Source organism: Paenibacillus farraposensis (assembly GCF_020736845.1).
Classification (GTDB): domain Bacteria; phylum Bacillota; class Bacilli; order Paenibacillales; family Paenibacillaceae; genus Paenibacillus; species Paenibacillus farraposensis.
In genome coordinates this window covers 970477-996190 of sequence record NZ_JAFFQR010000112.1, presented here as the reverse complement: position 1 = coordinate 996190, position 25714 = coordinate 970477, and the positions used below count along the sequence as shown (strand labels likewise).

Sequence of the window (25714 nt, the reverse complement as noted above, 5' to 3'; positions counted from 1 at the left end):
TATGCAGACTACCAAACGCATTTTGTTGTTAATACTGGTAGGGGTATTGATACTTTTACGACTCCCATCTTTTTCATTTTCGATACAGAAGGTATTAGCTAATACAGAAGAAGTTACTCCTTTGAACTATTTTGCGGAAAAGAATAATCGATACTTTGTAGGCATGATGTATTTCGACATGTGGAAGAATACTGCTGGTGGTTGGGTAACTGATGATGGAAAACAACCAAACAAGAACATGCAGGGGATGGCTACATTTACTTATAAGTTTCAATTTCCGGGTCGAAAGATTAAGAACGTAGAGGCTAAATTATACGAACCAACTAACAATCCTGAATATTTTGAGAAATCTCGTTCAGATAGCTATGAAGACTATATGAGTTCAATAAGTGGGGGGCCAAAAGGAGGGACTAAGGATTCTGATATACAACCTTTTCAAAAAAAAGGTTTGGGGACTGACAGTACTGTAATTCCTATTTCGGTAAATATAAGACTAAATGCTGAGAGGCCTAGGGATATAAAATTAGAATCCTGTCCGAATTGTGCTGCTAATGTTGAAGCATACCGCATCTACCAGCCCATCCTGTTCAAGATCGAACTAGAGAGCAACCTGATCGTCAAGCATTTTACAACTGATGGAAAGTCTCTTAACAACGTATTTACACCAATTGAGGATGAACTGAAACCTGATCAAGCGTATGAATTCACCCCACCAACCCATTCAAAATATGAGTATGTGGGCTATAAAAAAAGCACGACAGGCAAACCGCCGAGCGGAGATATTTTGCCGGGAATTGTCCCCGGATTCACCTATGACGGTTCTTTTGGGCAGTTTACCGCTTATTTGTATTACAAAGAAGGTCAGGGCTGCCCGAAGCCCGGGGAAAGCCAAGAGGGAGTGCCCACAGATTGCGAAGATGAGGAACAGCCGCCAAAAGGTGTTGTCTGCTCCCGACCCGTTCCTGGCTTGCGCTTGGAGACTGCCGATCTGGAACCGACAGTATCTGCTGTTATTAAAGCAGATCAGCGTGGTCGGGAACAATTTGACGTGTCCAAAGGTATTCCTACATCTGAGAGCTTGTATGGTCAGGTGCAGGCCAAGAGATACCTTTTTCAGCATAAGTTTGTGAACATGACGGGTCAGTGTACATATACGGTGAACCTAAAACGGGAATATCGGTTGACCTGGCGGCCCAAGGAAAAATCCCGGCGGAATGAAACGGTGAAAAAAACCTATACCTACAAAATCGTCCGTCCTTACTCTTATTGGACGATAGATAATTTGGAGGTGTACGGTATCCAACAGGCAACGCTCCGAAATTATTCGTTACCTAACGAAGCGATCACCCTTCGTCCGAAATTCTATACCCCGCCTTCCTATATTGCAGTGACTGAGGGCAACTTTTATCCGCCTCCTGCACCGGGAACAGTGGATGCAGGTAGTCGCAGCAAGAACGGGGGCAGCAGCAAGCCGAGTGTACCTGACGAACGCAGTGCGCTACAATCCAAGGCAGAAGGAGCTGTTAAGGAAATTGAAGTGGAGAACGATACGCTGATCTTCGAGAACAGGATCATTATGAATCCGGAGCGTGTGAAGGTGAATGGTCCAAAGCCGGGTGTTATTCCCACTTCCGGGACCATTGGGCCGGATGTCCTTTACAATCCGGGGCACGTGATTGATAAGCACAAGATCAATAAGGCCAACACGGTTAGTAGCGGTGACATTACCTTCGCAATTCTTAAAGGGAATATTCGTGGCGGTGCGGATAAGACGTTTACGATACAGGGGATCAACACAGTGACTGTTCATACTCCTGTAGTAAATCTGTCTCGTGTGTCAGACGATGCTGCGCATAATCAAAAAACCAAGCCTACGAAGGGGCGGTCGGCGCTTATTTTGGAGCGTCCCTTCCGAGTGAGCATTTCAACGGCTGGTCCGCATTTAAATATTCCCGGCTATGGGGATCGGGAATATGCCAAGTATGTGCGAACCAAGCAGGTACGGTTCCCGTTTGACGTGTATAACCAAGGAAAAACACAATTCTATGCACGGGGAACCTGGATCGACATCCCGGTGCTACAGCTGGACGCAGACTTTTATTTGCCCGTATGGGTGGATGAAGGCAACTATACAGTGGATTTTCGTACTATTGCTGAAAACGCACCGGACGGGTTCACCGAACAGCGCCATGCCAATAAAGACCTTGCCCATCATGTTGCCAATGATGTGGTCAATATTGAGGTCATCGGACGGATGTATGATTTTCATATCACCGATATTGCCGATTATCATTGGGAGCGGGTATTCCGTCAGCACAAGGGAAGCCCGGTGCATAGCGGCTTGTCCTATTGGACAGGGCTAGGCAGCATCGACGGATTGCCAAGAGGGAATCCGGAGCCTTTTACTCTGCCTATACGTCCTGGCAGTCATCCGTATGAAGGATACCGAAATGTGGCAGTCAAAACAGGCTACCATTTTAAGTTTGATCTCAAAACCAAAGGCAATATGTTCGGCGCCAAGGATGGCATCCGCATCACGCCATCGTTTTATTGGGTAAGCAGGGATGGCCGCCAGCGGGAAGAAGTGGATCTATATACACATGCGGGAAGCCGCAAATTTATTCGGTTGGGATCGGCAGAGGATCGAGAGAAGCGGTATGTTATTCTGAATGAGCGACTGCGCAACGTACCGTCAGACGAAATGCAGGATACAGCCGCCTACAAGTACAAGTATGAACTGAGCGAAACACAGCGGAGCCAGTTGACGCTGGAACGTTATATAGCGCTGTATGCCCAGCGCATCACACGTAAAAAAACATGGATCGGCCGCTACGATTGGCTGGTGCTGCCCTCAGCTGTGCGAACCTTGATCGGCCCGAAGACAAATCTGCCGGAGGGTGTGGATGTCGATCGCGCGAATGCAGCGATTCAGCGCTGGTATGGTGAATATAGTCTGCCTGCCGATGTGTATGTGGTCACCAAAGGGACGAATTTACGTAATGAAAGCCGTCACCGGGTGCTGAACGAACACGCAAATATATTCAAGAAAACAGGCTACATCGTGGTTCGCTTTAATCTGGAGTCGCTTCGTCAGGGAGACACTGGGCACCCACATTTGCAATATATTGATGGCCCGCTACTGAACCAATGGCATTTGGAGGGCTACCGCAGAGAGATACAAGACCCGTACGGTCATACCTTTCATTTACAGGATGGAGATATTGTGTTTTATCATGCAGACCAGTCCAGTCGGGACGATTTCAGCTCATTTGTCCCTCACTAACCGGGAGAAATACAGACGAATTTTCATAAATCTTAACACGAAAAACGGGCTATGAAGATCATTCCCTGGTCCGTTTTCCGGTCACATGTATTTCTCGTCCAACGAATCCGTTCAGGTGTGGTGGAGTGAAAGACTAGTCATGCCGCCACCTTTTTCTATAAAGGTAGACAGCTATGAAACCTGCAAGGAAATGGTTCGCCACGGACTGGGATATTCCATCGTACCCGAAATAATTGTTTCTCCAAAGGATAGACTGCATGCATTTCATTTGATTCTTATACTATTTGAATACTCCTGGCAAATACAGTGATGAAACCGCTATGCACGCTTAAGCGGCCAGTCATCGGAAACCAATCGGCGACTGGCTATTTGGTTTCGCTTGAATCCGAATTGAATTATAGCAGGTATCATGGTAATTAATTGCGTTTTATTTTCGTATATATAGCTTTTTCATTCTGTACTATTTAAAACTCTAAAGATAGATTTGGAGATAGTAAAACGATTACAGTATTATTATGATAGAAAATTTCCTAAGAATTAGCAGTGGAAACAGGAGGTGAATTTTGATCGAAGACACGTACTAATAGATACCAAGGAAATAAGAGATTGGGCTTGTTTCTTTCCTCGACTAATCAACTTCTATATCGATGGGAGCCGGAAATGATGGAATTTAAGGTAAAGGATTTGTTTCTAATCGATACACTAAAGCAAGCGTTCGTCATCAGTGGCAAGCAGGGTCTGAACAATCCGATCCGCGGAGTGACAATCATAGAGGCGCCGGATATTGCCGAGTGGATTAGCGGGGGAGAATTGTTGCTGAGCAGTCTGTACCCGCTGCAATCCTACAATGTCAGCGAACAGAAAGCTTTTATGGCCCAGTTATCCAAAAAACAAGCAAGCGCATTAATTATAAAAACTGGGAGATTTGTCCACGATATTCCTGCCGGCATCATCGAAGCGTCGGAGACGCTCCATTTGCCTGTTATTCAGATTCCGAAACAGGTCCCTTACCGAGAGATCATATATCCGGTGATGGAAGCCCTTTTTAACAACCAGGTGGTAAAGCTCAAATACTTTAAGGAAGCCCATGACAAATTTATTGCGCTTACACTTGCCAATAAAGGCTCGGAACATATTATTGCCTCCCTAAGAAAGCTGATTGGCAATCCAGTGACTTTATATGATCGGAACTTCCATTCCATTTCGTCAACCGATCCTCATTTGGTGCAGTTTGAAGTGCTGGAACACGAGGAAGCGGATGCTGCCCGGATGGATACGGAGTTCCCTTTTTATCGGCAGCGCGTGAGCTATCCGGATTGGGACGGTCGAATATGCAACCATTTTGTCATTCCGGTTGAAACCATGAATCATATCAAGATTCATCTCGTTATTCATGAAACATACAAGGCGGTAGAGGCACTTGATTTCATTGCGATTGAGAACGCGGCCACTTCCTTGTCGCTTGATCTCGTCAAGCAATATGCTGTAGCTGAAGTCGAAATGAAATTCAAAGATGACTTAATTGATGATCTGCTGCATGCCAAAATAGAATCACTGCAGAGCGTATATCAACGGGCCAATCTGATTGGCTGGGATTTGAACAAGATCTATGTCGTCGTGCTGTTCCGCTTGCGGGCCGCAGATGGATACGATGCGATGAAGACCGATCTGTATGAACTACATAATCCATATCAGCGTAAGCTGTATGAATTCATTCATCGGCAGATTCCGGAAGGCACCATCCGGGTCCGGAGCGATCAACTCATTGTTTTGTGGAATGTGGAAAGCGATCAAGAAGACAAATCAGCCTGTGTGCGCAAAATCAAGAAAGCAGCCGAGAGCATTCAGAAAAAGTTTTACAAAAGCTTTCAGCATCTCAATTTGCAGGTCGGCATCGGGAATGCAGCCCATTCGATAACAGAGCTGCCCCGCAGCTATAAGGAAGCCCAGGACGCTTTGCAGCTTGGGACGTTGATGAATGGCAGTTCCGCAATCGCAGCCTTTTCGGATTTGGGTATATACCGTCTGCTATGTCAAATTGAGGACACCGGAGAGTTGGCGAAATTCATTCCGCCTTCGTTAAAAAAATTGCTTGCCTACAAGCAGCCGAACAGGGAGGATTTAATCAAAACGCTGCAAACTTTTTTGCAGCATCATCAAAACGGCGCTAAAACAGCCGAGGAGCTGTACGTCCATTATAAGACAGTGACTTACCGGATTGAGCGCATCAAGGAAATTACAGGCATTGATCTGGAAGATCCGGACGAGGTACTGTCTGTGCAAGTCGGCTTGAAAATTCTCGTCTTGATTGGCGATAATCCTGTCATTTGGCATTTAGATCATGCAAACGTGTGAGTAGAATATGGCTTTTCTATTAAAGCTCCGCTTCATGAGGGGAAAGAAGCTCCCGTGAAACGGAGCTTTTTTGTTGTCCATTTATCCGATATGGATAAAAAGACAGGGCTCTTTTTATCGGGATGCCTCGATGTCATCCCCTTTTTAAGCGTTTACAATTAATGTGCAAGCAAAAAATGGCCTTAAAAAGTGCGAGTTCAAAAAGGTCACTTCCTGCTTCGTGCTTTGCAATCAAAAGTGGATTGTTTGAACAACCTCTAAAAAGTTGCGCCGCGGATAAGCAAAAAACCAATTATTCCGTTCGGGAAACGCGCATATCTAACAGAAAGGATAGATAAGATCATGGATAAGATCCAAACGGAAACCGTTCGCCTTGTCGAGTGGTTGAGCCAATTCGGCCATGACCCGGCTGGTGGCGTCTCGCGCCTGCTGTATTCCAAGGAGTGGACGGCTGCACAGGAAGCACTGGAGCAGTATATGCAAGAGGCAGGGTTCAGCACTTATTACGATGAGATCGGCAACTTGTACGGGCGGCTGGAAGGAAGCCAATACCCTGAACAAACGATTATGAGCGGTTCTCATGTAGACACGGTTCGCAATGGCGGAAAGTATGACGGGCAATATGGCATTATCGCCGCTTTGATGGCGATGCGGACTTTGAATCAGCAGTATGGTCAACCACTTCGTACTTTGGAGGTGGTATCGTTCGCAGAAGAAGAAGGCAGCCGCTTTCCTTATGCCTTCTGGGGCAGTAAAAACCTTGCCGGTGTAGCAAAAAAGGAGGATGTTCAGGACATTGCGGATTTCAATGGCCTTCCGTTTCCGAAAGCGATGGAGCAAGCGGGATTTCGTTTTCGCGATGAGCTGGCGGAGCCGCGCACCGATATTACAGCCTTTGTCGAGTTACATATCGAGCAAGGCAGCGTCTTGGAGCACGAAGGCCTGTCAGTCGGTGTCGTCCACAGCATTGTTGGCCAGCGGCGCTTTACAGTCGAGATCGCGGGAGAAGCGAATCATGCTGGCACGACGCCGATGGGATACCGCAAAGATGCCGTTCATGCAGCGAGCCGGATGATTAAACAAATTCTGGACCTGGCACAAGCGCATGGCGATCCGCTGGTGACAACGGTCGGCAAGATCGAAGTGAAGCCGAACGTGGTGAATGTCGTGCCGGGCAAAGCGTTGTTCACCCTCGATATTCGGCATACGGACAAAGCGGAGCTGATCCGATTCACGGACGAGGTGACAGAGTTGATGCAGCTCACCGCCAGCACAAGCGGGGTGGAATTGAAGATAGACATGTGGATGGATGAGGACCCTGTCCCGATGGATAGTCGGATGATCGACGTATTGCAACGGCAATGTAAGGAATATAACATTCCGTTCAAGCTGATGCATAGCGGAGCAGGTCATGATTCTCAGATTATGGCGAAGTTTGTGCCTACGGCGATGCTGTTCGTTCCAAGCCGTAATGGAATCAGCCACAATCCGGAAGAGTATACCCGCCCGGAACATCTTGCAGACGGGATTCAAGCTTTGACCCATGCGCTGTATGAACTGGCGTATCAAGCATGATTGCAGTGAAAAACAGGACAAGCAGGCAAGCACAAATCAATCTGCGCTGAGGAGAGTGGGAAATGTGAGGGACGCAGGCCAACAGGGAAAGTCGGAATATTGGAAAAAAGTCATCGTCATGCTTTGTCTTGGATGGACAGTAATATGGATTTATCGCACGATCTTGAATCCGATTCTTCCCGAAATTGAACGAGATTTGAATGTGACATCAGATGCGAGTATGGGTCTCATCTTCAGTGTATTTTTCTTTGCCTATACGATGATGCAAATTCCGTCAGGACTGCTGGCGGATAGGTTCGGACGGAAGTCGATTATCATACCGGGTTTCATCCTGTTCACCGCCGGGGCTCTGCTCGTCGGGTTCTCCACTTCGCTCATGTTCATTCTGGTAGCGAGCTTCGTCACGGGACTGGGACAAGGTACTTATTACGGTCCAGCATATTCTCTCTCGTCGGAGACAATCCCCAAGGAGAAGCGTGGCATTTCCACGGCCATCATTAACAGCGGTTCCGCCATTGGCATGGCCATAGGTCTCATTGGCTCGAGCTTTCTTGTGAAGGATGCCGGCTGGAATTGGCGGGTGCTGCTTTTTATTACGGCAGGTCTGGCCTTCAGCCTAATGCTGGTGTTCGCCAAGAATATCAGGAAGACCGCGGCGCCGTCAAAAACGGCTGTGGAGGACACGGAAGAGGGGGCTAAAGATAATTCAACATGGAGACGGCTGCTAGCCGATCCGAAGATGATTGCCTCCTATGTACTTTATTTTGCGACCTGCTACGGATATTACATGATCGTGACCTGGCTTCCATCTTATTTACAGAATGAACGGGGCTTTCAAGGGTCAGCCATCGGCTTTGCAGCGGCATTGGTTGCCTTCAGCGCCATACCTGGAGCCCTGCTATTCAGCCGGCTGTCCGACAAGTTTATGCACAAGAAGATTACGTTTATTATCATTTTGGAACTGCTGGCTGCGACAATGTTATATTTGACTGTTTCGGTAAATACGAACACCTTGCTTATCGTCTGCCTTGTGCTGTACGGCTTTCTTGGCAAGCTTGCCGTCGAGCCTGTCTTAATCTCGTATGTAGCGGATATCGCGCCAAAGCAAGGGGTAGGGGCAACATTTGGTTTCTTCAACTTCTTCGGCATGATTTCATCTGTTGTTGCTCCCTTCGTCACCGGTCTCATATCTGATGCGACGGGCAGCAAGGTATTGGGCTTCTATCTGGCGACGATCATCATTGTCATCGGGGCGGCGGTAATGCTGCTGACCAATATGAAGAAGAAGCCTCAGTTATCTTAAAGTTTCCCGGTTTTCAACATCTGCGATTGTACAATCCGTCCTGGAATCAGGTTCATTAAAAAAAGGAGAGTGTGTAACATGGGTTATCCAAAAGATTTGTTATCGAGCCGTTCCATTATCAAGCGTGGCAACTTCGCCTTAATTCCGCCGGAGGGTTTGGTTAAAAATATTGTGCCTGGCTTTGAACAATGCGATTTGACGATACTGGCTTCTCCGCGTCTAGGCGCCAAATTCGTCGATTATGTGGTGACGATGCACGAGGGCGGCAAGAACGTGCAAGGCTTCGGTGAAGCTGGCGTGGAAACATTCGTGTACTGTATGGAAGGGCGGGTGAAGGCTTCTGCGGATGAAGAATCATACTTGCTGCAGGAAGGCGGGTACTTGTATTGTCCGCCAGGCGTAAAGCTGTACTTGAAGAACGAGCAGGCTGAAGATACCCGGTTGTTTTTGTACAAGCAGAAATATACGCCGCTTGAAGGAAAAGACTCCTCGCCATGGATTGTTTCAGGGAACGTGCACGATCTTGAGCAGATCGATTATGACGGCATGACGAATGTAAAGCTGAAGGATTTACTTCCAACTGATCATGCATTTGATATGAATTTTCATATTCTGTCGTTTGAACCCGGCGGCTGTCATCCGTTCGTGGAGACGCATTATCAGGAGCATGGGGCGATTATGCTGTCCGGTGAAGGCGTCTACAATCTGGACAATGAGTGGATTCCGATTAAAAAAGGAGATTACCTGTATATGGGACCTTATGTGCCGCAAGCGACCTACGCTGTAGGCAGAGAGCCATTCGCCTACTTGTATTCCAAAGATTGCAATCGGGATGCCTCCCTATAAAGGACAGGAATTGACTGCCTTCTGTTGCCGTCCGAATCGGCAGCAGAGGGTGGAATACGTGCAAAGAGGGGATAGACATGAGAGTAACCAAACGAGAACTGCATGAGCTTATCCAAACAAAATTGTCCCGCGCCGGATTGTCTGCCGACCATGCGGATGTGGTGGCGGACGTGCTCGTTCATGCCGATGCCCGCGGTCTTCACTCGCATGGGGCCATGCGTGTCGAATATTATGCGGAGCGCATTGTGAAAGGCGGAACGAACGTAAATCCCCGTTTTGTGTTCGAGAAGACAGGACCATGCTCCGCCGTCTTCGACGGGGATAACGGAGCCGGGCATGTGGCGGCCAAGCAGGCGATGCAAGAGGCAGTGAATATCGCCAAGGAAAATGGTGTCTCCGTAGTCGGGGTAAGACGTATCGGGCACAGCGGCTCCCTATCTTACTATGTGCAGCAAGCGGCACGGGAAGGGCTAATTGGCATTTCAGTCTGCCAATCCGACCCGATGGTCGTGCCTTTCGGCGGGGCCGAGCCTTATTACGGCACGAATCCGATTGCCTTCGCCGCACCAGGAGAAGGCAATGCACTCATTACCTTCGACATGGCGACTACCGTCCAGGCATGGGGAAAGATTTTGCATGCCCGTTCAAAGCACGAGCCGATTCCGGATACGTGGGCGGTGGATGAACGGGGCGTAAGGACGGATGACCCGTTTAAAGTGCACGCACTGCTTCCGATTTCAGGGCCAAAGGGGTACGGCTTGATGATGATGGTCGATGTGCTGTCCGGCATCCTTCTTGGTTTACCGTTCGGCAATCAGGTCAGCTCTATGTACCACGACCTGACCGAAGGCCGCAATCTGGGCCAGCTTCATATTGTGATTAACCCGTCCTTTTTTACCGATTTGGATACGTTCCGGCACAATATTTCGAAAACGATGTGTGATTTGAACGGCATTAATCCGGCGCCTGGCTTTGAGCGGGTACTCTATCCGGGACAGAATTATGACCTGATCGAGCAGGAGAACGAAGTTAACGGCATTGAGATTGTAGCCGAGGTATATGACTATCTTGTATCCGATGTCGTTCATAACAACACGTATGATCATAAAGATCCTTTTGCAACGTAACACTTGCATGATAAGAAATGTTAATTAATCAAAACGGACAAGTGAGGTGAACCAGGAATGCTGCATACAATCATTAAAAGAAATTCGTATCAAGATTCGGTCAATTTGATGCTCTTGACCAATTATATTTCTGCGCTTGAAGGTGTGATGCAAGCGTCTATCATGATGGGGACGCCAGCTAACAAAGACATTATGTGCAATTCCGGGTTGTATACAGATGAGCTGGAGCCGGCCGGGGCCAACGATATGTGCATTGTCATCGATACCGAGACGCACAGCGGACTGGATGATATTCTCGTTGCCGTTGACAGCTTTTTAAGCGATCAATCTGTCAACAGCAGCCAGTCCTCAACCGAGAGCGTACGCTCGTGGGAGCGCGCGTTGAAGGAGAACCCGCATGCCAACTTGGCGATTATTTCGGTACCCGGCCAATACGCGGCGGCAGAAGCGGATAAAGCGCTTGATTACGGACTGCATGCCTTTATTTTTAGCGATAATGTACCGGTAGAAGAAGAGTTGAGTCTGAAACGGAAGGCCCATGACAAAGGGTTGCTCGTGATGGGCCCTGATTGTGGTACAGGTGTGATATCAGGCGTTCCGCTCGCCTTCGCGAATCGGGTAAAAGCGGGCAATATCGGTATCGTCGGTGCATCGGGCACAGGCATTCAAGAAGTGACTACGCTGATCGACCGCATGGGCGGCGGGATCAGTCACGCGATTGGCACCGGGGGGCGTGACCTCTCGGAGGGCGTTGGAGCGATTACCATGCTGGACAGCATCCGCGGACTAGCGCATAACGAACAGACCGAGGTAATCGTCATTATTTCCAAGCCGCCGTCCGAGACGGTGCGCGAGAAGGTCGTAAGTCAGCTACAGGGGCTGCCGAAACCGGTGGTGACTCTCTTCCTGGGGGAGAAACCGTCCGGGCATGAAGGGAATGTCTATGAAGCTTATACATTGGAGGAAGCGGCGATGATTGCGATTGATCTGGCAAAAGGCGCCGCCGTGCAGCCGTTATATAGCATGCCGATTGATGTGCCGAAGACCGCATTGAACCCGGGGCAAACCTCGATTCAGGGTTTGTATGCAGGCGGCACATTAGCTGCCGAAGCAGCTATGCTCATCGCGGATGCCCTTCAACTGAAGGATGGGCTTATCCATGAAGCGGGTTATGTCCTCAGATCAAACGGCCATGTCATAGTTGATTTAGGCGACGATATGTACACGCAAGGCAAGCCGCATCCGATGATCGATCCGGCTACCCGGATTCAGCATATTGAGAAGGCTGCGCAAGATCCAGCCACTGCGGTCATTTTATTCGACGTCGTGCTGGGGTACGGCGGTCATGACGACGTGGCGGGCGTGCTGGCTCCGGCCATTGAGAAGGCCGCAGCCAAGGCGAAGACTGAAGGGCGCAACCTCTATTTTGTAGCTGCTCTGTGCGGTACCCATCAAGATCCGCAGTCGTATGCAGAGCAGAAGCGCAAGCTCGAACAGGCGGGCGTGGTAGTCAAAGAGAGCAACAACCAGGCGGTACGCACCGTGCTGGCTATGATGCAGCTCGTTCTCGAAGACGTGCCGAAGACGCACCGTCCGGCAGCCAAGACCGTTCCTGAGATGTTCTCTGCCTCTGCCGCAATCGAAGCATTGCTTGCCGGGAAGCCGTCTGTCATTAATGTGGGGCTGCGAAAATTTACAGAATCCATTACTGCAAGCGGGGCTCCGGCAATCCAGTACGATTGGAGACCGATAGCGGGCGGCAGCGTAAAGATGCAGCATATATTAAATCAATTAAAAGATTACCGCTTTACGAGTTAACGATAATCAACTGCCTATGAACTGCTTCTATGTCGAACAATCAACGTTGCAGATGAGCACCCAGGAGGGAATATCATATGAAATATCAGACAATTGATGAAGCCAATCGGGCGGTTATTGACAAAATTGCTGGCGGAGCACCGTTTCTCGTCGATGTAGTACCGGCACATACCGTCATTCCGGAGTTGGAAGGCAAGACGCTGCTGCATGCGGGCCCGCCGATAGCATATCAGGACATGACGGGCCCCATGCAAGGCTCGTGCGTAGGTGCTGCTTTATTCGAAGGCTGGGCCAAGGATGAAATGGAGGCCCGCAGCATGCTCGAACGGGGCGATATCCATTTCATCCCGTGCCACCATGTCAAGGCAGTCGGGCCTATGGGGGGAATCACATCGGGTAATATGCCGGTATTTGTAGTCAATAACCGTTCAGAAGGCAATGAGGCTTACTGCATTATGAACGAAGGGATCGGCAAGGTGCTTCGCTTTGGCGCTTATTCAGAAGAAGTCATCACCCGCTTGACATGGATGAAGGATGTGCTTGGTCCGACGCTTTCCCGGGCGCTCCATGCGACGAAGGAAGGTCTTAACCTGAACGTCATGATCGCGAAAGCCGTTACGATGGGAGATGAATTCCATCAACGCAACATTGCCGCTTCGCTCGTCTTTTTGAAAGAAATCAGCCCTTATATTGTCAATCTTGATATGGACAAACAGGAGATGCAAAGTGTTATCAAATTTTTGGCGGATACCGATCAATTCTTCCTTAATATCATGATGGCGGCGGCCAAGGCTGTAATGGATGGGGCCCGCACGATCAAAGCAGGCACGGTCGTAACCGCCATGTGCCGGAACGGACAGGACTTTGGCATCCGCATTAGCGGCATGGGAGACGAATGGTTTACCGCACCCGTAAATACGCCGCAGGGGTTGTTCTTTACCGGCTTTTCACAAGCGGATGCCAACCCGGACATCGGCGACAGCGCGATTACGGAAACGTTTGGCGTTGGGGGGATGGCGATGATTGCAGCTCCAGGCGTTACGCGGTTCGTCGGGGCCGGAGGATTTCAAGATGCCTTGACAACGAGCAATGAAATGGTCGAAATCTCGATCGACCAGAACTCCAACTTTACTGTTCCGACCTGGAATTTCCGCGGAATTTGTCTTGGTATTGATGCCAGAAAGGTAGTGGAAACGGGAATTACGCCAGTCATTAATACTGGTATAGCCCACAAGGAGCCGGGTGTGGGGCAGATCGGCGCAGGTACAGTTCGTCCGCCTGTCGAATGCTTTGAGAAGGCGCTTGAAGCTTATGCGTCAAAGCTCGGACTTCTGTAGAGCGCCGCTTTATACGTCTTGTCTCATGGGAGAGGAGATTCATGCCGGACTTACGGCACTCCTCTCGCGGAGGCCGATTGGCCGTGTCCACAGCATCTTCGAGAACGGAATCAACCTGGCTATGGAAGATGCATTGATTTTTGTCGGAACAACGAAAAACGGCAGAGTTCCATTCGGCATTCATATGGGACAAGAAAGTGTCAGAAGGCTGCGTTTTTATATCAAGTGCAATGACGAAGTTGTTGCCAGGACGCCGGACATGCTTCAATTCTGTCATCCCCAATATCCGGTGACACTTGATCTATCGCAAGCCACGCCATTCCATTATGAAATCAGTGCCTATCGTTACAGTAGTTTTCTTGATTTATTTCACGTGGATACATTCATGAAAATATGCCTCACTTGGGGGATGACGACCGGACTCGGCGTCGAATGGGACCGATTTCTAGCGAGTGATTACAGGCCAGATGATCGACAGTACGCTACGATAAGGCAAACGGAACAATTGCTCGACGCCTTGTTATCCGATGAAGTCCAGGCCATCGAGGCGCCTTTGCGCTATTTTCTGGGGCGTGGGCCAGGACTAACGCCGTCGGGAGACGATTTCCTTATCGGATTGTTGGCCGTTCATAGGCTGACCGGCGCTTTTAACTCAGCGTTTGTGCCCATCTTGCATCATATTTTGGAAACAGAAGCAATTACGACAGACGTAAGCAAAGCCTATTTACTTCATGCGCTGCACGGCCAATTCAGTGACAAGATAACCCGGGTACTGAACGCGATGGTTATGAAAGATGCCTCTTATTTTCAAACCAGGCTTTCGCTATTGCTGCAAACCGGACACAGTTCCGGAATCGATACGGCATTCGGGATCGCCAATGCCATCATGGCCCTAAGGAGGTATAAACATGTCAGAACGAGTTGTGATTGCATTGGGGGGCAACGCCATTTTGCGGCCTCACCAGGAAGCAACCTATGAGAACCAGCTTGAAAATGTACGCAGCAGCAGTGAAAAGATTGCTGATATCGTGGAGGCGGGCTACGAAGTCGTCATTACACATGGTAATGGTCCGCAGGTGGGATTGATTTTGCAGCAAAATGAAGAAGCGAAAGAGGTGGTCTCTCCTTTTCCGCTGGACGTGTGTAGTGCGGAGTCCCAAGGATTAATCGGCTACATGCTCGATCAATCCTTGAAGAATGAACTGCGGAAGCGGGGGCTGACGCAGCAGGTCGTCAGTGTGCTGACACAAACGCAGGTATTCGAGGAAGATGAAGCCTTTCAGCATCCGACCAAGCCAATCGGCACCTTCTACAGCGAAGAAAAAGCCAGACAAATGATTCAGGAGAAAGGCTGGAACATGCGGGAAGATGCGGGGCGGGGATGGCGTCGCGTCGTTCCTTCGCCGCAGCCGCAGTCTATTTTGGAGGCAGAAACCATTATGAGGCTTGTCGAGAGCGGAGCGATTGTCATTGCTTCCGGGGGCGGAGGCATTCCGGTTATTCGGCAAGCGGACGGCACGATTAAAGGCATCGAAGCGGTAATAGACAAGGATCGCAGCGGCCGCAAATTGGCCGAGGAAGCGAACGCCGATATCTTCATGATGGTGACAGACGTGCAAAATGTTTTCATTCATTACGGAAAGCCGGAGCAGCAGACGCTAGGCCATATCAGTATGGAGGAAGCCAAACAGTACGTTCAGGAGGGACATTTCTCCACAGGCAGTATGGGACCGAAGATGGAGGCGGCTATATCCTTTGCAGAACAAGGAAAACACACCATTATATGTTCAATCGAAGATGCTGTTTCGGCTCTCAGGGGAACAGCTGGCACGCATATTTCCTGATTAGCTGGCACAGTCAGAGAAGATGCAAGTGGCAAATCACCCATGCAGCAACCGTTTCCTGGTATTCAACCGGGGAACGGTTGTTTAGTTTTTTCTAAAAAGAGCTCGTGGTTATAGAACGTAGTATATTCTCTTACAGCCTGCTCATGCTCAACTTATATAGATCATTTTTTGCAAAATTCTCAATCAGCTCTCATTCTGCCATGTTTGGTCAACAACACGGATTTGTGTAGAGAAATCCCCGGATATTTAAACGCTTTTGGGATAATAGCAAAACTATAATAAAAAGGAATTTAAATTATGTAAGCGCAATCATTTTGGGTATTTGCTTGTCATCACAATACAATTGAGGAGGACGACTTGGATGGCTCAAAGGAAAGGCGCATGGCGAAAGGAAAGCTTGACCGCCGCGTTGGCAGTGATGCTGGCGATGACGGGCACGACCGGAGGTGTGGCTGCGGAAGACTTGTCTGAGCCGACGACGCTACAGGCGGAATCAGCAATTGCTACTGGACAGTATCGCAGTGGCAGCATCCAGCTGGAAAAGCTGGATCGCGGTTTGGTAGCTGCAGTGACGCAGGAGGGTGTGTTTTTAAGCTGGCGGCTGTTGGCCCAGGAAGTGAATGGCTACGGCTCGACAGGGCTGACGGGAGCGAACTTTAACGTATACCGTGACGGCAAAAAGATTGCGATGGTGACCGACAGCACCAACTATGTCGATAAGGAAGGAACCGGAAATGCGGTGTACAGGGTGGCTTCGGTCGTTAATGGAAAGGAAAAGGATTGCAGTGCCAAGGTGAAGCCATGGCAGCAGGGGTACTATGAGCTTCCTCTTCAAAAGCCTGGCGATGGAGTCACACCTGCGGGTGAATCCTATACCTACTCAGCAAATGATATGAGTGTGGGAGATGTGGACGGAGACGGACAATATGAATTTTTTGTCAAATGGGACCCGTCCAACTCCAAAGATGTATCGCAGAAGGGGTATACCGGAAATACGTATGTCGATGCCTATACGGTTGAGGGCAAGCTGTTATATCGGATTGACCTGGGGGTAAATATTCGCTCAGGTGCTCATTATACACAGATGATGGTGTACGATTTTGACGGCGACGGTAAAGCCGAACTGATGTTCAAGACAGCTCCGGGCACCAAAACGATTACTTTTGACAAGAAGGGTAAGCCCAAAAAAGAAAAGTATATTACTTTGCCCCGTGAGGATCACAAAGCAGGCATTACGCATCAGGATGATTACCGCTTAAGCCGTGAGGATTATTATGAGCATGTGGTGAACATGTTCATGAACTGGACCAAACACCAAGAAGTGGTCAAAGGCCAGTGGCCTGCTACGCTGGAGGAATGCTTTGGTATTCCACCAAAGTATAGCTATCCGTTATCCCGAAAGGATGCGAAAAGCCTGACGGATTACTTTATGGATGTATACGCGCCTGCACGGAGCGACAAAAACAAGCTGAGAGAGTTCGAAGGCTTCATTGTGGATGGGCCGGAGTATTTGACCATTTTCAAAGGAAAAACGGGAGCTGAACTGGATACCATCCGCTATGAGCCGGAACGTCATGACGATGGTCTCATGTGGGGGGATTACGCTATGGCCCGGATTGAACCCGCCAACCGTGTCGACCGTTTCCTGGCAGGGGTGGCTTATCTGGACGGCCGCAAGCCTTATGCTGTATTTGCACGCGGCTATTATACCCGTTCCACGCTGGTCACCTATACATGGGACGGACACCATCTGCAAAAGCACTGGATGGTGGACAGCGGCTGGACACCGATGACCAATCCGTTTAACGACAGCCCGCACGGGCGTGACGGAACGGACCCGAAATTCGGTACCTTGACCACACAGGGAGCGCATTCACTTAGCGCCGCGGACGTAGATGGTGACGGCAAGGACGAAATCGTATACGGGTCTGCCACCCTTGACCATGACGGCAGCCTGTTGTACAGCTCATTTGACGTCATGCCTCCGCAAAGCGCGATTCCCGGCGAAACAGCCAGACTGGGACATGGGGATGCGCTGCATGTGACTGATATTGACCCGGATCGTCCGGGGAAAGAAATCTTTATGGTGCATGAGGGCGGCACCTATGCACCTTATGGCTATTCGCTTCGGGATGCCAAGACAGGCAAAGTCATCTACGGCGGTTATTCGGGCAAAGATACAGGTCGGGGTATGGTTGGCGATATAGACTCTGATCAGCGGGGGCTGGAAACATGGGCCATAGGCTTATGGACCGCTGCTGGCAAGCAGCTTGATACGAGGATGCCTGGTACCAATATGAGCATCAAATGGGCAGCGGATATGACGACCCAAATCGTGAACGGGGCGATCGACGTAACCCCGGCCATTGAAGATTGGAAGCGAGGCACATTGCTGACGGCAACGGGCACCAAGACGAACAACTATACGAAAGGAACACCATCGCTGGTAGCTGACATTTTCGGAGACTGGCGGGAGGAAATGCTCGTCCGTACAGCGGATAGCTCGGCGATTCGTATCTATTTGAGCACCGAGCCTACAGCGCATAAATTATATACGCTGATGCATGATCGGCAGTACCGGGCGGAAGTAGCGCGTCAAAATACCTGCTATAACCAGCCGTCCTACACGAGCTTTTACTTCGCATCCGATATGGATTGGGCGAAGGTGCCGATTCCCAAGCTCTACACGCCAAGAGCCTTGATGGAAGAAGAGAACAGCGACGAAGCGGAAACAATAGAGGCATCGGAGGTCGATGGCAAGGCAATCGATGTAAAAAAAGTAGATGAAGCGGAAAGAGATGCGAAGGAATTGAAGTCAGACTCGGCAGACCCAGCAGAGAGTTTATAACAGCAAACCGGAAGCCTGAGACCTTTCGCCGCATGTATCATGATTGAATTTAGAAAATGGCAAGCCTCTGCTTATTTGGAGGCTTGCTATTTTTCATTTTTAGAGCCTTTCAAATGGCTTATCCAATCCTTGCCAAGGGCAGATACAAAGCTTTATTAAGGCTTAAATGGGCTGACCGGATTCTGGTCCTGAAGGACGGACGTCTGGTTGAACAGGGCTCTCATAATGCATTGCTGGCCCATAAGGGCTTTTACAGCGCTTTATATGAGGGGCAGTTGGAGAAGCAAGGCTCTTAGGCAAGGATGTAGCTAAGGCATAAAAAGGACCACTTTAGGGGCAGCCCTTTTTATGTCTATTTTTTATACGGATTTCGTAACCGGGCTGTTTAAGGGGGCAGGTTCAAACTCAGTCGCTGCCGGGGTCATCTCCACTTGTTTATCGGGATGGAACTCATTTTCCGACTTGGCGACGATGACGGTAGCAACTCCATTGCCAATCAGATTGGTGATGGCGCGTGCTTCGGACATAAAGCGGTCCACACCGAGCAGCAATGCCATTCCCGCCAGCGGGATGGAAGGGAACGCCGCGAGTGTAGCTGCCAGCGTGATAAACCCGGAGCCTGTGACGCCCGCTGCGCCTTTCGAGGTCAGCATAAGAATACCAAGCAGTGTCAGCTGCTGCCATAAGGTCATATCGACACCGGATGCCTGAGCGACGAATATGGCGGCCATGGACAAATAGATGGCCGTACCATCCAGGTTAAACGAATAGCCCGTCGGAATAACCAGCCCGACCACCGACTTGGAGCAGCCGTATTTCTCCATTTTGTCCATCATGCGCGGCAGGGCAGATTCGGACGATGAAGTGCCGAGTACAAGCAAAATTTCTTCTTTGATGTGAGCAATAAACTTAAAAATACTGAAACCATACATGCGAGCGATCAGGCCGAGCACAATGATCACAAATAAGGCCATCGTCAGGTAAACAGAACCCATCAGCTTGCCAAGAGAGGTCAATGATCCGATACCGAATTTGCCAATGGTATAGGACATAGCACCAAATGCCGCGATTGGCGACAATTTCATGACCATATTGACGATGCCAAAGAAGGCTTGCGACAGCCTGTCGAACAGGACAATGACGGGTTTGGCTTGCTCTCCCATGCCCGTCAGAGCCAGCCCGAAAAGGATGGCAAAGAGCAGGATAGGCAGCAGCTCTCCGCCTGCCATAGCGCTTACTACATTTTCAGGTATAATACCGACGATAAAATCAACGAATCCATGACTTGTTTCCGCTGCTTTTTGAGCGTATTGAGATACGTCTCCGGTTGCCTTGCTCACATCAATGCCCGCTCCCGGTCTTACGAGGTTGACCACAATCAGACCGATGGCCAGCGCAATCGTGGTAACGATTTCAAAATAGAGAAGCGCCTTGCCGCCGATACGACCGACCTTTTTCATGTCCCCCATGCTGGCAATGCCGTGCACGACCGTAAAAAATACAATGGGTGCGATGACCATCTTAATGAGCTTGATAAAGGCGTCTCCGAGCACTTTGAGCTTTTCACCTGTTGCAGGAAAAAAGTGGCCAAGGAGAATGCCCAGAATAATAGCGATAACGACCTGAACCGTCAAGTTTTTAAAATTTATTTTCAGTTTCATAGGGATACGCTCTCGCTTTCTTTTGAATTTTGAAAACGCTTTATTTTCTGTATCCCCAGTGTAAGAGCTATGTTTTTGGCGAACAAGAATACGGTCATAACGTTCTTTTTGGTCTTTATGGTCCTTGAATCATACTCATCAGGTCTGATCCGATAAGGGGAGTGAACTCTGAATAAAGCACGCGCAGATGCTCCTTCCAACGTGCACGCTCGCCCTCGGACAGACGGGTAATTGTAATGTTTCCGTTCTGCTGCAGCTGGCTAAGCCAATTAGCATTTTCATCGGTTTCCCGTTGGTTCCAACGCGTTGTTTCCTCAAGCGCCTCCTGCAGCACCAGCTTAGCATCACTTGGGAGACTGTCCCAATAGGATTTGTTAAAGATGACGGCATAACCCAGATAGCTGTGGTTGCTGACGGTCATATAACGTTGCACCTGATAAAACCGTTTGGTAAGGATATTGGATATCGTGTTCTCTTGCCCATCTGCTGTGCCTGTCTCCAGGTTGTGATATATTTCATTGAAAGGCGTGCTAATGGTCGATGCCCCGAGCGCTTCAAACTGACGTTCCAGTACCTGGCTTGGCTGGATGCGGAATTTCAAACCCTTAAAGTCTGCGGGTTGGCGAATGGGACGGGTGTTGTTGGTGATCTGCCGAAAGCCGTTGGACCAGAAAGCGATACCTTTCATTCCATAGGGTTCAAGGGTTTGCGATAACCGCTTGCCCAGTGGCCCGTTTAATGCCTGATCGACCTCAGCTTGATTTTCAAAGGCAAACGGGAGGTCCATCACCAGCCAGGCCGGATCAATCGCATTCAAATTGGAGAATGAAGGAGCTATCATCTGGATTTCTCCCCGTTGCAGTGCAGCCACTTCCGTGGTTTCTGAGTAGCGAATTCCATTGGGAAACACCTGAATCTCAATCCGGTCTTTGGATTTTTCCTTGACAAGCTGTGCAAAACGAGCAGCAGCCAGTCCTTTGGGCGAATTTTCGGCCACGACATGGCTGAATTTGATCACAATCCGATCCTTCAGACCGGTAAATTCATCGTCATAAGGGAGCTCTTCACCAAAATCTTTTTGAATACCAATCACATAAGCCGTTAGAATGCCCAGTATGAGCAAAACGGCAAATCCAACAGCTCTTTTCACAAAGTAACCCCCTCTGTTGCTATATTAGATCCATTATTTCACAATGATATTCAAAGGTAAACGCTTTAGTAGGGAAGGATAAAATGATGAACAGACTTCGCATGTATTGGAAAATTATGATACTTTCATTTGGGGTCGTGCTGTTCTCTCTTTTGATTGGCGGTCTTTTTTTGCTGGGTATCGCCACCCGGATCAAGGAAGAGGAACTCAAACAGCGCCTTACGATTACGGCTCAGACCGTTGCGAACCTGCCGGACGTAGTGGAACGAATTAATGATCCGAATGCTTCTGTCGTGATTGCGCCTATGGCGGACAAAATTCGGATATTAAACAACGCGTCTTATATTGTCGTACTCGATATGAACCGCAAACGGTTGTCTCATCCGCTTTCAGAGCGAATTGGCGGAACGTTTCAGGCCAGGGATGATGATGCCGCATTTGCTGAGCATACGTATGTCTCCAAAGTTCGCAGCGAAGCGGGGATCGGATTACGTTCCTTTGTCCCGATTATGAATTCTTCCTCGGAGCAGGTGGGTGTCGTTGTAGCGGGTGGCCTGCTGCCAAGCGTGACGGAAATCATCCGGCAGGAAAAACAATCCATCATCATGACTTCGCTGCTGTCGATGATGTTTGGTGTGATTGGCTCTGCCTTGCTGGCTCGCCATATAAAGCTCCAGATGTTCAATCTGGAGCCGCAGGAGATTGCGAGAATGTTTCGTGAGCGAAGTGCAGCCTTTCAGGCAATGCACGAGGGGGTCATTGCCATTGACCGCAACTGTATCATTACCATTTTCAATGAGCGGGCCAAACAAATTTTCGATATTCACCGCGACGTAACAGGATTGCCGATCCGTGAGGTCATTCCGGATACCCGTTTGCCAGAGGTGCTTGAGTCGGGAGTTGCGATTTTGAGCCAGGAGCTGAAAATTGGCGAGACCATTATTTGGAGCAACCGAATTCCCATTCGCGAACAGGGAGTTACGATGGGGGCGATCTCCATATTTCAGGACAAAACCGAGGTGACGCGAATGGCTGAGGAGCTCACAGGCGTGAAAGAGTTTGTCCATGCGCTTCGTGCACAAAACCATGAGCATATGAACAAAATGCATACCGTTGCCGGCTTGCTCCAGCTAGGACAGCAGAACGAGGCTTTGAACTATCTGTTCGAGGTGACAGAGCAGCAAGAGGAGATGACACGCTTCCTGCAGAAGCATTTCGATGACGATGGAGTTGCAGGTTTGCTGCTAGGCAAAATTAGCCGTGGCAAAGAGCTTGGCATTGATATTAGGATCGATCCTGACAGCAAAATGAATGGGTTTCCCTGGCTGGTTGATCGGCATGATTTCGTTTTGTTGCTCGGAAACCTAATTGAGAATGCCTTTGATGCGCTGGCAGATACAGAGGCCAGCTCCAAGGAGATTTATGTCAGCATCCGGCAGGATGACGAATATATGTCCATATTGGTCGAGGATAACGGCTGTGGCATGTCGGAGCCGACGCAGAAACGAATGCTCGAACGCGGATTTACGACCAAGGACGGAGAGAGCCGCGGTATGGGGCTGTATTTGCTGAGCGGAATTGTCAACAAGGGGAATGGCCGCCTGACATGCGAGTCTTCACTCGGCTTGGGAACTTCGATAGAGATTCTATTCCCGTTAAAGGAGAGAGGGAGCGACGATGAGTAAACATATAAAATCATCTTTTCGTGTGCTGTTGGTCGAGGATGATCCAATGGTACAAGAGGTAAACCGGCAGTTTATCGAACAGATTGACGGGTTCCAGGTCATTGGTGTGGCTTCCAATGGACTGCGGGGGGTGGAGCTGATCGAGGAGCTGAAGCCTGATCTGGTTTTTCTTGATGTGTTCATGCCGTCGCTGGACGGGATATCGACCTTGCAGCGTATCCGTTCCATGGCATTGCCTGTAGATGTGGTTGTCGTGACCGCCGCGAAGGACACGGAGACGATCCGCGAAATGATGCGAAACGGAGCGTTCGATTATATCATTAAACCGTTTAAGGTAAAGCGTATCCATCATACGCTGGAGCGTTACCGGGTGCAGCAGGCCGGATTATGGGGGGAAGAAGTAGGAACCCAGGAAGAGCTGGACCTCATTATGCAAAATGGAGAAGCTGCCAGCGAATCAATCAACCCTGCTCCAATATACGAGGAATGGGCCATGTCTTACGATGAGCTGCCAAAGGGATTGAATGCTGCTACCTTAAAGCAGGTACTTGCGGTCATGGAGCAGCATGGTGGCAAGCTGTCTGCCGAAGAAACCGCGGAGGGAGTTGGTATTGCCCGTGTAACGGCAAGAAGATACCTGGATTATCTGGAGAAAAGGGGTATTGTTCGCCTTGTTGTGCATTATGGCGGAGTTGGTCGCCCCGTTAATCGGTATGAGCTGCTGCGTGATCAATATGACCATATATAACAATATGGACAATACTAATCCTGAAAATGGAGATGTGATACGAATTATGCCTAATCCAGCAGATGGAAAGTCATATTTTAAAGTCCAAAATAAGGGTGGGGGATGGCTTGATGAGTTTAGCAATTTCCCATCAAATGCTACGAAACAAGAACTGAGAGATTTGACTCATTTTTATTTTGAAAAGTAGAGGTGAAGTGTAATGATAAACTTGTTAAATGTTCAAGAGGAGGAAAAGCACTCATTCAGCATGAGTTGGTATACCATTCAAAATTACAGACTGGTTAAGGAAAGTGATTTCATAAAAAAAATAACAAATCAGATATAGTGCATATGGAAATTTATACCGTTAACCAAGAAGTACCATGGTTATCGGTTATTAGCAGGGGAGTAACAGTAGAAAAATTAAGTGAGTAGAACTTATTCAGTTTACTAATGGGTTTACGACCCCAACAACAAGATCGTAAAATACAAGCAACAAACACAAATACTTAAAACCAAACTTTCAAAAGCTCTTTCCGACTTGAATTATGAGTAGGAATGAGCTTTTTTTGCATGCTCAAAATTAAAGGAGGATGTACCGATTTTAAGGTAGAGAAGAGATGCAAAAGTTTTTTAGAACGTACGGAACATTTGGATGTGGTAGCTGGCCAGAAGATGGACTACCACGCCAACAAATACTGCAACTCATAGTTAGGTTAGAGCGAGAAGCATCTGAGTGCGAGCAGCTTGTGCAGTATAAACAGACAGTTCTGGTGCGGCAACAGCAGGAGTTTGAAGATGCAAAGTTAACGGCGATGAAAATGGTTCAGGATGCAGAGGAGCAATTTGGAATAAATAAGGAGGATACTGGATGAAAAAGTAGATCAGCTTGCAGAACTGGAGGGTTAGGAGATGAGTAACGGTATACCTTAAAAATATCAAGGTATATAGTGCGCTAGCTGTTTCAGCAGCACAAGGGAACAAGCAAACTCTAAAAGATAATCTTTTGGTTCATCTCAGCTGCTCCTTATTCTCGAATGTATTTTCTTTTCAAATCACCACATATATCCATTATAAGGCATGGTTTGAAATAGAGGAATGTGAAAAGACTAAGAGAAATGAGAGAAGTAGAAAAAACAAGCAGCAGATATCGGTATGAAAGTTAGGATTTTTGACACTTCAATGCGAATCTGGTCATGATTTTGAAATACATTCTCATGGTGTGTTGCTACAATGACGGTATACTACAATTCTAATCGCGGAGGTTGATTGCTGTGTCAGCGGGATATCCAGGAGAACGGCTTGTTCGTACAATTACAGTCTTCCACCGATCGAAAGGTCGCTTTAAAGGATGCCAAGTACGTTATTTGTACGATCCGGGTCGGTGGTCTGAAGGGTTTCGCGACCGATGTAGATATACCGCTAAAATATGGTGTCGATTAATGCGTAGGATACACGTTGTGTGCCGGAATCAATCACCAGACATGGTACATCCAGGCGTCTCATAAGGGGAAGGATTTGACGGCAGGACTGCTGGAGGCTTTTGAAAAGCATCCCGAGTATAGCCGCACGGAAAAGGTACGGATCGACATGCTTCGCCGTTTTGGCTATTCATCACAGAATCGAACGCCCATTTAAGTGAGTATGTTCCCTTGTACCGGAAGCGTCCGGATAAAATCCTTGACTGGATTGATCTGGGCAGATGGATTAGCGGAGAAACAGGAGGCTATCTGCGTGTATGCATAGAAGGATGCACTGGTTTGAGACCAATTTTCCAAACTGGATGTATGATGGACCCGCTGGTGGGTGCGGTTTGCAATCCGACGGAAATTTGGCAAATGGTTGACGAGATGCTGGTAGCATTACACAACGAGAAAGGGTATTTTTATGGCTTTGAGGCCTGAAAATACCCTTTTATGGTTGATAGATTTGACCATGACATAGCATCGCAATCCGAGATTTATCTTGTCAATTCTAACTGGCGGAAATTAAAGAATGCATCCTATTTTTTAGGAATCTGCTTCGTTTGTGTCGAATCCGAATCCTGGAGAAGCTTGTCATAGCAGGGATAGTTCATTTTACGAGGTACTCGGAGCTTGAAATGGGGAGACGGAAAAAAGGGTGGTGTGGAAATCCAATTGCCTAATTTATA

General features: G+C 48.7%; 19 protein-coding genes and 1 pseudogene. 18 read left to right on the top strand and 2 right to left on the bottom strand.

The window, feature by feature from the left end; genetic code table 11:
- Position 1: 1 nt before the first annotated feature.
- From JO375_RS23450 to JO375_RS23390, 13 genes are all read left to right on the top strand, one after another.
- Entirely contained in the window at positions 2-3283 is a 3282-nt protein-coding gene (locus JO375_RS23450) for a DUF5704 domain-containing protein (RefSeq protein WP_229526717.1), read from the top strand.
- An 85-nt stretch (positions 3284-3368) separates the two neighbouring features.
- Positions 3369-3593 carry a LysR substrate-binding domain-containing protein gene (locus JO375_RS23445; protein WP_267497805.1) on the top strand — a complete coding sequence of 75 codons (225 nt, stop codon included), beginning with the start codon at positions 3369-3371 and terminating at the stop codon, positions 3591-3593.
- A 350-nt stretch (positions 3594-3943) separates the two neighbouring features.
- A complete protein-coding gene (locus JO375_RS23440; protein ID WP_229526716.1) occupies positions 3944-5638 on the top strand; it encodes a PucR family transcriptional regulator in 1695 nt (564 codons plus the stop codon).
- Positions 5639-5980: 342 nt separating this feature from the next.
- Positions 5981-7213 (top strand): allantoate deiminase, encoded by a 1233-nt coding sequence (gene allC / locus JO375_RS23435; protein WP_229526715.1) that lies wholly within the window; start codon positions 5981-5983, stop codon positions 7211-7213.
- Between the two features lie 64 nt (positions 7214-7277).
- On the top strand, positions 7278-8516 hold the full coding sequence (locus tag JO375_RS23430; RefSeq protein WP_229526916.1) for an MFS transporter: 1239 nt from the start codon (positions 7278-7280) through the stop codon (positions 8514-8516).
- Positions 8517-8594: 78 nt separating this feature from the next.
- Entirely contained in the window at positions 8595-9362 is a 768-nt protein-coding gene (allE, locus tag JO375_RS23425) for a (S)-ureidoglycine aminohydrolase (RefSeq protein WP_229526714.1), read from the top strand.
- Between the two features lie 77 nt (positions 9363-9439).
- Positions 9440-10489 carry an ureidoglycolate dehydrogenase gene (gene allD / locus JO375_RS23420; RefSeq protein ID WP_229526713.1) on the top strand — a complete coding sequence of 350 codons (1050 nt, stop codon included), beginning with the start codon at positions 9440-9442 and terminating at the stop codon, positions 10487-10489.
- A 57-nt stretch (positions 10490-10546) separates the two neighbouring features.
- On the top strand, positions 10547-12307 hold the full coding sequence (fdrA, locus tag JO375_RS23415) for an acyl-CoA synthetase FdrA (RefSeq protein ID WP_229526712.1): 1761 nt from the start codon (positions 10547-10549) through the stop codon (positions 12305-12307).
- Positions 12308-12384: 77 nt separating this feature from the next.
- Positions 12385-13644 carry a YlbE family protein gene (locus tag JO375_RS23410; protein WP_229526711.1) on the top strand — a complete coding sequence of 420 codons (1260 nt, stop codon included), beginning with the start codon at positions 12385-12387 and terminating at the stop codon, positions 13642-13644.
- A 25-nt stretch (positions 13645-13669) separates the two neighbouring features.
- Positions 13670-14623 (top strand): DUF2877 domain-containing protein, encoded by a 954-nt coding sequence (locus tag JO375_RS23405; RefSeq protein WP_267497804.1) that lies wholly within the window; start codon positions 13670-13672, stop codon positions 14621-14623.
- Positions 14553-15488, top strand: coding sequence for a carbamate kinase (arcC, locus tag JO375_RS23400; RefSeq protein WP_229526709.1), 936 nt, complete (start codon positions 14553-14555; stop codon positions 15486-15488). The genes JO375_RS23405 and arcC overlap by 71 nt, the downstream gene beginning before the upstream one ends.
- A 364-nt stretch (positions 15489-15852) precedes the next feature.
- On the top strand, positions 15853-18339 hold the full coding sequence (locus JO375_RS23395) for a rhamnogalacturonan lyase (protein ID WP_229526708.1): 2487 nt from the start codon (positions 15853-15855) through the stop codon (positions 18337-18339).
- Positions 18340-18452: 113 nt separating this feature from the next.
- The gene (locus JO375_RS23390; RefSeq protein ID WP_229526932.1) at positions 18453-18635 is read left to right on the top strand and encodes a hypothetical protein; all 183 of its coding nucleotides are present in this window, start codon (positions 18453-18455) and stop codon (positions 18633-18635) included.
- A 63-nt stretch (positions 18636-18698) separates the two neighbouring features.
- On the opposite strand, the gene JO375_RS23385 is transcribed toward JO375_RS23390, so the two are convergent.
- Complete coding sequence (locus JO375_RS23385; protein WP_229526707.1) at positions 18699-20000, bottom strand: dicarboxylate/amino acid:cation symporter; 1302 nt, start codon at positions 19998-20000, stop codon at positions 18699-18701.
- A gap of 115 nt (positions 20001-20115) precedes the next feature.
- A complete protein-coding gene (locus tag JO375_RS23380; RefSeq protein ID WP_229526706.1) occupies positions 20116-21150 on the bottom strand; it encodes a DctP family TRAP transporter solute-binding subunit in 1035 nt (344 codons plus the stop codon).
- Positions 21151-21236: 86 nt separating this feature from the next.
- On the opposite strand from JO375_RS23380, the gene JO375_RS23375 reads away from it, so the two are divergent.
- The 5 genes and pseudogenes from JO375_RS23375 to JO375_RS23355 form a co-directional block, all read left to right on the top strand.
- A complete protein-coding gene (locus JO375_RS23375) occupies positions 21237-22835 on the top strand; it encodes an ATP-binding protein (protein WP_229526915.1) in 1599 nt (532 codons plus the stop codon).
- Complete coding sequence (locus JO375_RS23370) at positions 22828-23583, top strand: response regulator (RefSeq protein WP_229526705.1); 756 nt, start codon at positions 22828-22830, stop codon at positions 23581-23583. Before JO375_RS23375 ends, JO375_RS23370 begins: the two co-directional genes overlap by 8 nt.
- 4 nt (positions 23584-23587) lie before the next feature.
- Positions 23588-23770 carry a hypothetical protein gene (locus JO375_RS23365; protein ID WP_229526704.1) on the top strand — a complete coding sequence of 61 codons (183 nt, stop codon included), beginning with the start codon at positions 23588-23590 and terminating at the stop codon, positions 23768-23770.
- Positions 23771-24182: 412 nt separating this feature from the next.
- Positions 24183-24437, top strand: a complete 255-nt coding sequence (locus tag JO375_RS23360) for a hypothetical protein (RefSeq protein ID WP_229526703.1) — start codon at positions 24183-24185, stop codon at positions 24435-24437.
- A 397-nt stretch (positions 24438-24834) separates the two neighbouring features.
- Positions 24835-25360, top strand: a pseudogene (locus tag JO375_RS23355) (family 4 glycosyl hydrolase); the annotation flags it as partial.
- Between the last annotated feature and the right edge of the window lie 354 nt (positions 25361-25714).